This is a genomic window from Vibrio caribbeanicus ATCC BAA-2122 (assembly GCF_000165125.1).
Lineage (GTDB): Bacteria > Pseudomonadota > Gammaproteobacteria > Enterobacterales > Vibrionaceae > Vibrio > Vibrio caribbeanicus.
Window position 1 is genome coordinate 1 of record NZ_AEIU01000092.1, and the last position, 9,894, is coordinate 9,894.

The window sequence follows — 9,894 nt, forward strand, 5'->3', positions numbered from 1 at the left end:
CAAAATAAGTTCTCACTGGAAATTCAATATAGTAAAGAAGTTGGACTCTACAATTGGACTGGAGAGGTATTTGCTACAGATCTGGGTTCTCGCCGCCCTCTGAGTTTTCAGTTGACCAAATACAGCTATTTTGTAGTGAAAGACCCCGATTTAGCCAATACGCGTCGTATCCAAGAACAAGAGCGTTTAGCGAGGCAGAAAAAACTAGAAATGCTTCAAGTGCTTCAAGTGAGAGAAGAAAAGCGCACAACAACCATGACGATTATTACGGTTACAAATATTGTCATTATCCTACTTGGGCTTTTGATTTGGTTTGTAATACGCAAACTGAAGGCGAGTAAAGAGGCAGTACCAGAGATGCAATTGGAGATGCCCAAAGAGTAACTTTTATACTCAAGTAACCTCAAGATGCTAGGCTTAGCGAGGATCTTGATTTACAGGCAAGGATTTGAAAATCTAGTCATCTAAATTGAACATTGATAACGACTATATAGCAAGACAATTCATCCTTTTGGGGCGTGCCGTAGCGCAGATTTCATTGTTAAACAACTTGGTAATAATCCACTATTCCACTGCGTTATTTTTCTTGAATTCAACACTGTGGCATCGTTGTGAATGCTGCATTTTGAAATTACTTGTCATCGATACTGAGTGATTAAAATAAAAAAGGCTGCTTTATGCAGCCTTTTTTATTTACTCAGAGGTTACGCGACTTCACCAACGCTATTGTGAAGTTGCGTTTGTGGCTTTGCGGCAAGGTCCTCAGGGTTAAAGTCATCAACATTAATGACGTAGAGACGATGAGCCTCAGCACTAGCTAAAAGCTCTGCTTCTTCACTATTGATAATTTCATTCTCTAAACCTATTTTAGCGACCTCATCTAAGCGCATAAATGGACGTTTTTGCGCGGTCTTCTCGCATATACGGTCAAATATGGGCTCTGCTTTAAGGATAATTTCAAGTGCTTGCTCAATTCGACCTACTGCATTGTATTCGGTAGCCTCAAAATATTGGTACCTGCCGATACGAGAACGTGTGGCATTTGGGGTCTGCAAAATATGCGCAACTTTACTATCGATCTCGTCACTCGGAGCTTTACGAACGCGTCCAAGAGGAAGAATAACAAAGCGTAACACTCTACCAAGCAGTTTATTAGGAAAGTTAGCTAAGAATTCATCAATCGCAAGTTCAGTTTGTTTCAAACTATCTTGTAAGCCCCAATCGACCAAAGGAAGATCATCAGCAATACGGCCTTCGCTTTGATAACGTTTCAATGTTGCGGAGCTTAGATAAAGCTGACTTAATATATCCCCAAGCCTTGCTGAAAGGCGCTCTTTACGTTTTAGAGAGCCTCCTAAAACGGCCATAGAGATATCAGATAAAAAGGCGATATTGGCACTATATCTATTTAGTTGCTGATAATATCGGGTCGTGCGATCTTTCACTGGAGCATCTGAAAAACGACCGTCGGTTAAACCTAACCAAAAGCTGCGGACCAAATTACTCATAGTAAACGCGACGTGTCCAGCTAGGGCAGAGTCAAACTTATCCAGTGCGTCATGAGAGCTTGAATAAGCGGCTTCCATCTCTTCTAGGACATAAGGATGACATCGGATAGCACCTTGACCGTAAATGATCATAGAGCGAGTGAGAATGTTGGCACCTTCCACAGTAACTGCTATCGGAGCGCCCTGATAGCCACGAGCAAGGAAATTAGAGGGCCCCATACAAATGCCTTTACCGCCAACAATATCCATTGCATCTATGACACTACTTTGCATCCGATGAGTACAATGATATTTTACAATGGCTGAAATAACAGAGGGCTTCTCACCGAGATCGATACCAGTGACGGTAAGCTCACTGGCCGCGTCCATTACGTAGGCGTTGCCACCCAGACGAGCAAGAGGTTCTTCGACGCCTTCCATTTGTCCAATAGGCTGTTTAAACTGACGTCGAATTCTAGCGTAAGCGCCTGTTGCAAGAGCGGCGGTTTTTATACCACCGGTTGAGTTTGACGGAAGAGTAATACCTCTACCCACCGATAAACATTCAACCAACATGCGCCATCCTTGTCCTGCCATCTTTGGTCCACCAATGATGTAGTCAAGTGGGACAAAGAGGTCTTGGCCGCGAGTTGGTCCATTTTGAAATGGAACATTTAAAGGAAAATGGCGATTACCGATCTCAACACCTTTAAGACTCGTCGGTATCAAGGCACAGGTAATGCCTAAGTCTTCTGTATCTCCGAGTAAAGAGTCAGGATCCCTTAGTTTAAATGCGAGGCCTAGTACTGTAGCGACTGGTGCGAGTGTAATATAGCGCTTGTTCCAGGTTAGTCGCATGCCTATTACTTCTTTACCTTCCCATTTCCCCTTACATACCACACCGAAGTCAGGGATTGAGCCTGCGTCGGATCCTGCTTCTGGGCTCGTCAATGCGAAGCATGGAATTTCCTGTCCATTAGCAAGCCTAGGTAAATAAAAATCTTTTTGTTCTGTTGTTCCATAGTGCTGAAGTAGTTCGCCAGGCCCCAGAGAATTGGGAACTCCAACCGTTGTTGATAGAACAGTTGAAACACCTGTTAGCTTTTGCAATACGAGTGATTGGGCATAAGCGGAAAACTCTAAGCCACCGTATTTCTTTTTGATGATCATGGCAAAGAACTTGTTGTCTTTTAAGTATTGCCAAATCTCTGGTGGTAAATCGGCTAAATCATGTGTTACTTGATAGTCGTTTACCATGGAGCACACTTCGACAACAGGCCCTTCAATAAAAGCACGCTCTTCATCAGTGAGTTGTGGTGTTGGGATGTTGTGAAGTTTTTCCCAATCGGGCTTTCCTTTAAATAATTCAGCCTCCCACCACACGGTCCCTGCATCCAATGCCTCTTTTTCCGTTTGAGACATAGCGGGTAGAACTTTTTTAAAGATAGCTAACGCGCGCTCGCTGATAAGGGATTGTCGAATGGAGGGGATAGTAAGTACTACGGCAGCCGCGACATATAAAATCCAACTGAGTGAGCCAACGGTACCAAATATGGAGAGTACGACCATGGTTGCCGTGAGAGCCGCTAATGACAGCAGCAGAGAGCTTCTATGGTACAAGCAGCTTGCTAGTACAACAGTAAAGCCGATAATCGAGAGCATGATGTCCATAAGAGTGTTCCTTTTTAACAGTATGATCAATAAACACACTGAAACTAGTAAGAGGTCTAACCAGTAAATTGTAACCAAAATATTAACAAACTGTAAAACTGTTGGCTATTTAAAAAGTGAGCTTCACGAGTAAAAAAGTCAAAAAATGACAACTGAAGCAAACTTTATCTTTTGGCTCCGGTAAGAAAGTTGAAAATGTTTGGTTTTGGCTCTCGACAGCCTCATTAGTTTGGGTAAACTCTTTAGTCAATCCATTCTGTTTAATCAGAATCTATTTTCAAAAATTCGAGATATGTCTATGTACCAGGACTTAATTAAAAGTGAATTAACGGAAGCTGCGGATGTACTTAAGAAATTCTTAAGTGATGATAGCAACATTAACAAGATTGAAGAGGCAGCGAAGTTGCTAGCGAATTCTTTCAAGCAAGGTGGTAAGGTTTTGTCTTGCGGTAATGGTGGTTCTCATTGTGATGCAATGCATTTTGCTGAAGAATTGACAGGTCGCTATCGTGAAAATCGTCCCGGTTTGCCTGGTATTGCAATTTCAGATCCGAGCCATCTTTCTTGTGTAAGTAATGACTTTGGCTACGATTATGTATTTTCGCGTTATATTGAAGCTGTAGGTGCTAAGGGCGATGTATTGTTCGGGCTTTCCACTTCAGGAAACTCAGCCAATATCCTAAAAGCGATCGATGCCGCGCAAGCAAAAGGAATGAAGACCATTGCCTTAACGGGCAAAGATGGAGGAAAAATGGCGGGGCTAGCCGATATTGAAATTCGTGTTCCTCATTTTGGCTATGCTGATCGTATTCAAGAAATACATATAAAAATTATTCATATTATTATCCAGCTTATTGAAAAAGAGATGGAAAATTAATGGCCTTATGGAGTTTTTGAAGAATGTGTGAATTGCTCGGAATGAGCGCTAACGTACCAACTGACATTTGTTTTAGTTTCACTGGACTAATGCAAAGAGGAGGGAATACAGGCCCTCATCGAGATGGCTGGGGAATCACCTTCTACGAAGGTAAAGGTTTTCGAAATTTTAAAGACCCAAACCCGAGCTGTGACTCCAAAATTGCTGAGTTGGTACAAAATTACCCGATAAAAAGTTGTGCGGTTATCAGCCACATTCGTCAAGCAAACCGGGGCCGTGTTAGTCTTGAAAATACTCACCCATTTACTCGAGAACTGTGGGGGCGTTATTGGACTTTTGCTCATAACGGTCAACTGAGTGACTACGATGGTTTAGAGACAGGGCGACACCGCGCTGTGGGGCAAACAGATAGCGAATTTGCTTTTTGTTGGTTACTTAAGCAAATGGAAGATAAGTATCCCCAGCCTCCCACGAACATGGTAGAGGTGTTTCGTTTTATCGCTCAATGTTGCGATCAACTTCGTCAGAAAGGTATTTTTAACATGCTTCTTTCTGATGGGGAGTATTTGATGACTTTCTGCACCAATCATCTATATCGTATCACGCGTCGAGCTCCATTTGGCAAGGCGTCATTAATTGATGAAGAAGTCACGATTAATTTTCAAGAAGAGACGACCCCAAATGATATCGTTACTGTGATTGCTACCCAGCCGTTAACACAAGACGAAAAGTGGCATCGAATGAAGCCTGGAGAGTTTGGTTTATTTCAGTTTGGTGAACTGGTCGATTGTAATTCTGAACAGCTTAAAGATGTGGCGTACGCACCTGCAAAAGTTTTGGACCAATCGCCCTCTGAACCATTGATTTAAGTGAATAAAAAAGGTTGATGTCTCCATCAACCTTTTTAGTCTCAATAGACCCTAACAATTAAGCTAACTGATTCTTGAGGTGGCCGAGTATGTCCGCCATCGCGATGGCTTCTTTTTCGCCCGTTCGACGATTTTTATACTCAAAATTGCCTTCTTTCATTGATCTATCACCAATGACTACTGTGTGTGGAATACCAATTAGCTCCATGTCTGAGAACATAACTCCAGGGCGTTCTTTACGGTCGTCAAATAAGACTTCGACTCCCAAATCGGTCAGTTCACGATAGAGGTTTTCTGCCGCTTGCTGTACTTCCTCAGATTTATGCATGTTCATTGGCACAATAGCAACTTGGAAAGGTGCAATAGCATCGGGCAATGATATACCGAATTTATCATGATTTTGCTCAATCGCAGCGGCTACTACGCGAGTGACTCCAATGCCATAACAACCCATCTCTAATATGGTATTTTTACCATCTGGGCCAAGAACGCCACAGTTCATTTTTTCAGAGTAATTTTTACCGAGCTGGAAAATATGTCCCACTTCGATCCCACGCTTTAAGATCAAATGGCCCTGACCGCATGGACTTGGGTCCCCTTCAACAACATTGCGCAAATCTTCAACTTGACCTAATTCGACATCACGACCCCAGTTAATTCCGAAATAGTGTTTATCATCAATGTTGGCTCCAGCACCAAAATCATTCATTAGTGCGACCGTACGATCTACGATGAATGGCAATTTAAGACCAACAGGGCCTAGAGAGCCTGGTCCGGCTCCGACCAGTTTGCGGATTTCTTGCTCTGATGCCATTTCTAAAGGAGCGGCCACTTGCGCAAGGTTTTCTGCTTTGATTTCATTCAGTTCATGATCACCACGGATGATCAGAGCAATGATATCAGCATCTATTTCTTCTGATGCTTTTACAAATAGAGTTTTGACGGTTTTTTCGATGGGTAGTTCAAACTGCTCGACAAGCTCTGCAATAGTTTTGGCGTTCGGAGTATCGACCAATGTCATAGCCTGAGTCGCACTCGCTAACTCTCCGGCTGGTGCAAGTGCTTCTGCCTTTTCAATATTTGCTGCGTAATCAGACTCAGAAGAGAACGCGATTAAATCCTCTCCACTTTCAGCGAGAACATGAAACTCGTGAGAGCCATTACCGCCAATAGCACCTGTATCGGCAAGTACAGGTCTATAGTTTAACCCCATTCGATCGAATGCTCGACAATACGCTTGGTGCATCGCTTCGTACGACTTCTGTAAGCCGTCTTTGTCGATATCAAAGCTGTATGCGTCCATCATCGAAAATTCACGTGAACGCATGACACCGAAGCGTGGGCGTCTTTCATCACGAAACTTAGTTTGAATCTGATATAGATTGAGAGGTAGCTGTTTATAAGAGCTAACCTCGTTGCGCACAAGACTAGTGATCACCTCTTCAGCGGTAGGGCTGAGAACAAACGGGCGATCATGGCGATCATTTAAACGAAGAAGCTCTGCACCCATTTTTTCACTGCGGCCTGTCTCTTCCCACAACTCAAAAGGTTGTACAACTGGCATCAAGGTTTCAACGGCTCCAGCATTATTAATTTCTTGACGAACGATATTTTCGACTTTACGCAAAACACGTAGACCTGAAGGGAGCCAAGTGTAGAGACCAGAAGCCAGCTTACGGATCATGCCCGCACGTAGCATGAGCTGATGACTGACTACTTCTGCGTCGTTGGGAGTCTCCTTCAAAGTAGAAAGAAGGTAATTACTGGTACGCATTCAATTTATCCGTTTATAAAGTTATAGACTCAATCCGATGTCAGGAATGAGAGGTGTATGACCCGCCCGAGGGCAATAGAAGAAGGATATAATATCAGTCAATTGCTTTCGTCAAAAGGGGTCAATAGCAGTTACTGTCACTGAAGTGGGCTCAACAACAAATTTGATATTCAGATCAAAGAGATTAACGGCATATTCTTTGGAGTCAATTTTACTTTTTTTATACGCAGGTCTTGGGTCTTGAGCCAGAACCTGTTCAATCACTTGATACTTCATCTTCGATTCTGGCTGTTTGTTGAGATAGTCAAGTGCACAGTCGCTGAATATTACTGGATAGGTTTGTGGAACGGTGTCTGCGTAGCCTCCAAGTGCATCAGGTATAGAATCAGAGTAGGGGAGATAGGGTTTTATATCTACAACTGGGGTTCCATCAACAAGATCGGTACCACCTATAGATAAAACTATGTCACTGCCCTCAGAATCGACACCTTTTAGTTCAACTGCTGACATACCAATGGCATTAGGGCGAAAGGTTGAGCGAGTGGCAAAAACACCAATACGTTGATTGCCTCCCAAGCGTGGTGGTCTGACGGTTGGTTTCCAGCCTGCGGAAATATTTTGGTCAAACAGAAACAATAACCAAATGTGGCTAAATTGCTCAATTCCTCTCACTGCCTCACGAGAACTTGCGTCGCCAATTAAACGTAATTTGGCCGATGCAGAGGGGACTAACCTCGGTTGTCTGGGTACAGAAAATTTCTCTTTATAAGGGCTTTCAATCTTGCCAATAGGTTCAATGGTGTGCATGTGCGTCTTTCTATCACAGTGTATAAAAGCAAAATAACACAAAAAAGTCTTGATTTTCTCTTTGATAATGATTATTAATTGAAATGTTATAACATTACTAATTTGGAGAAGGCATTGAAATCCGGTATACACCCTGAATATCGCACTGTTGTTTTTCATGACACCAGTATTGACGAGTATTTCTTAATTGGCTCAACTTTGAAAACAGAACGCACAATAGAGTGGAAAGACGGAAAAACCTACCCTTACTTTACGGTTGAAGTCTCTGCTAAGTCGCATCCTTTTTACACAGGAAAGCAGCGCGTACTAACAAAAGAAGGTCGAGTTGCCAACTTCAATCGCCGATTTGGTCAATTCGGTAAAGGAAATGAAGAATGAAAGTATTAAAGTCACTAAAAAGCGCGAAAAGCCGCCATCCTGATTGCCAGATCGTTAAGCGTAGAGGGCGTTTATATGTTATCTGTAAAGCCAATCCAAGATTTAAGGCTGTACAGAAATAATGAAGTCATTATTGTTATAAAATTGTTGCTTCTGTTGCTTAAATACCATCAGAAGCGCATTTGATATAATTTTATATGATTAATTGCAAAATGTTATGTATTTAAATATAAATATGTTCTTCTTTATTTGTTTTAATGTATTGTTTTTTTGTTAATTTTGTTTCATCTTGGTTTTTGTTTTGGGGTTTGTATGTAAATTGTAGCATTTTTTGTTTTTAATTGATTTTAGTATCGCGTACCCTTCGCCAGCGTTTATAACAAATCGGTTTAAATGCATAGGAATCAAAACAAGGAGGGAACAGATGAGTTCATCTGCTTCAATTAAAAATAATTCACCAAAGAAGCCAGTTTTTACACGCTTTTTAGACTCAGTCGAATATCTAGGTAATCTATTACCCCATCCAATCACTTTATTTGCCATTTTCTGTGTCGCTATTTTAGTGATGTCTGGTATTGCAGGTTATTTTGAAGTTTCTGTTGTCGATCCAAGACCTGAGGGAACAAAAGGCCGTGCTGCGGATGGTATTATCCATGTTGTGAGTCTTATTAATGTTGATGGCTTGCAGCTTATCGTGACGAATTTAGTCAAAAATTTTGTCAATTTTGCGCCCTTAGGGACAGTGTTAGTGGCTTTGTTAGGTGTTGCGATTGCAGAGTATTCAGGACTATTGTCTGCTGCAATGCGCGGTATGGTCATGGGCGCTTCAAAACGCATGGTTACCTTCACAGTTGTTTTTGCAGGTATTATTTCTAACACAGCCTCAGAACTTGGTTACGTGGTGCTAATTCCGTTAGCCGCAATGCTATTTCACTCTTTAGGTCGACATCCTCTTGCTGGGCTCGCAGCGGCATTTGCTGGTGTTTCTGGTGGCTATTCTGCCAACTTGTTAATTGGTACTGTTGATCCATTACTTTCTGGGATCACTGAAACGGCAGCACAAATGATCGCACCCGATTATACGGTTGGGCCTGAAGTTAACTGGTACTTCATGTTTGTATCTACCTTTTTTATCGCCATCACCGGAGCTTTTGTTACCGAAAAAATTGTGGAGCCTAAGTTAGGAAAATACAGCGATGACGAAGCATCAGAAGACCTATCACAGGACTCAATGGGCAGTTTGACGGCTATCGAAAAAAGAGGCCTAAAATTCGCTGGTGTGGCCGTTTTGATCGTTTCAGCTTTGCTGGCTTGGACGATTGTACCGAGTGATGGTGTACTGCGTTCAGATGCAGGTACAGTGGCGGGTTCTCCCTTTCTAAAGAGTATTGTTGCTTTTATTTTTGTTTTCTTTGCGATTCCGGGTTTTGTTTACGGCAAAGTGGTTGGAACCATGAAAACAGATAGAGATGTGATCGATGCTATGGCCAAGTCCATGTCCACAATGGGCATGTACATAGTCTTGGTTTTCTTCGCCGCCCAATTTGTCGCGTTTTTTAAGTGGAGTAATTTTGGTCAGGTGTTTGCTGTAGCTGGTGCAAGCTTTTTACAAGACATTGGCCTTACAGGTCCATTACTCTTTTTTGCTTTTATCTTAATGTGTGGCTTTATTAATCTTATGATTGGTTCTGCTTCTGCGCAGTGGGCTGTGACTGCGCCAATATTTGTTCCAATGTTAATGTTGGTCGGCTATGCCCCTGAGGTAATTCAAGCAGCATATCGTATCGGTGATTCCGCAACAAACATCATTACTCCAATGATGAGCTATTTTGGTTTGATTTTAGCTGTAGCAACGCGGTATATGAAAAATCTGGGTATAGGCACACTCATCGCGACTATGCTTCCATATTCAATTTGCTTCTTGGTTGGTTGGAGTATTTTGTTTTATGTATGGGTATTTGTGTTTGGGTTGCCTGTTGGCCCAGGTGCAGCTAACTTGTATACACCTTAAGTAACCTAAGGATAAAAAAG

At 42.2% G+C, this 9,894-nt stretch carries 8 protein-coding genes and 1 pseudogene; 6 read left to right on the forward strand and 3 right to left on the reverse strand.

Going from position 1 to position 9,894, the window contains the following annotated elements; genetic code table 11:
- Nucleotides 1-384: pseudogene (locus tag RH40_RS20845) on the forward strand (TIGR03503 family protein); the annotation flags it as partial.
- A gap of 320 nt (nucleotides 385-704) precedes the next feature.
- On the opposite strand, the gene fadE reads toward RH40_RS20845, so the two are convergent.
- The gene (gene fadE, locus RH40_RS15390) at nucleotides 705-3,158 is read right to left on the reverse strand and encodes an acyl-CoA dehydrogenase FadE (protein WP_009602548.1); all 2,454 of its coding nucleotides are present in this window, start codon (nucleotides 3,156-3,158) and stop codon (nucleotides 705-707) included.
- 298 nt (nucleotides 3,159-3,456) lie between these two features.
- Here fadE and lpcA point away from each other — a divergent pair, with 298 nt between their 5' ends.
- Together lpcA and RH40_RS15400 are read left to right on the forward strand one after the other, a co-directional pair.
- Nucleotides 3,457-4,035: a D-sedoheptulose 7-phosphate isomerase gene (gene lpcA / locus RH40_RS15395; protein ID WP_039954821.1), complete on the forward strand. Its 579-nt coding sequence runs from the start codon at nucleotides 3,457-3,459 to the stop codon at nucleotides 4,033-4,035.
- Nucleotides 4,036-4,058: 23 nt separating this feature from the next.
- Nucleotides 4,059-4,904: a class II glutamine amidotransferase gene (locus RH40_RS15400; RefSeq protein WP_009602550.1), complete on the forward strand. Its 846-nt coding sequence runs from the start codon at nucleotides 4,059-4,061 to the stop codon at nucleotides 4,902-4,904.
- A gap of 58 nt (nucleotides 4,905-4,962) precedes the next feature.
- On the opposite strand, the gene RH40_RS15405 is transcribed toward RH40_RS15400, so the two are convergent.
- Together RH40_RS15405 and tsaA are read right to left on the reverse strand one after the other, a co-directional pair.
- Complete coding sequence (locus RH40_RS15405; protein ID WP_009602551.1) at nucleotides 4,963-6,678, reverse strand: proline--tRNA ligase; 1,716 nt, start codon at nucleotides 6,676-6,678, stop codon at nucleotides 4,963-4,965.
- Between the two features lie 111 nt (nucleotides 6,679-6,789).
- Nucleotides 6,790-7,485: a tRNA (N6-threonylcarbamoyladenosine(37)-N6)-methyltransferase TrmO gene (gene tsaA / locus RH40_RS15410; RefSeq protein ID WP_009602552.1), complete on the reverse strand. Its 696-nt coding sequence runs from the start codon at nucleotides 7,483-7,485 to the stop codon at nucleotides 6,790-6,792.
- Nucleotides 7,486-7,599: 114 nt separating this feature from the next.
- On the opposite strand from tsaA, the gene RH40_RS15415 reads away from it, so the two are divergent.
- The 3 genes from RH40_RS15415 (at nucleotide 7,600) to RH40_RS15425 (ending at nucleotide 9,874) form a co-directional block, all read left to right on the forward strand.
- Complete coding sequence (locus RH40_RS15415) at nucleotides 7,600-7,863, forward strand: type B 50S ribosomal protein L31 (protein WP_009602553.1); 264 nt, start codon at nucleotides 7,600-7,602, stop codon at nucleotides 7,861-7,863.
- A complete protein-coding gene (gene ykgO, locus RH40_RS15420) occupies nucleotides 7,860-7,985 on the forward strand; it encodes a type B 50S ribosomal protein L36 (RefSeq protein WP_005593337.1) in 126 nt (41 codons plus the stop codon). Before RH40_RS15415 ends, ykgO begins: the two co-directional genes overlap by 4 nt.
- Nucleotides 7,986-8,287: 302 nt before the next feature.
- On the forward strand, nucleotides 8,288-9,874 hold the full coding sequence (locus RH40_RS15425; RefSeq protein ID WP_009602554.1) for an AbgT family transporter: 1,587 nt from the start codon (nucleotides 8,288-8,290) through the stop codon (nucleotides 9,872-9,874).
- Nucleotides 9,875-9,894: the final 20 nt, after the last annotated feature.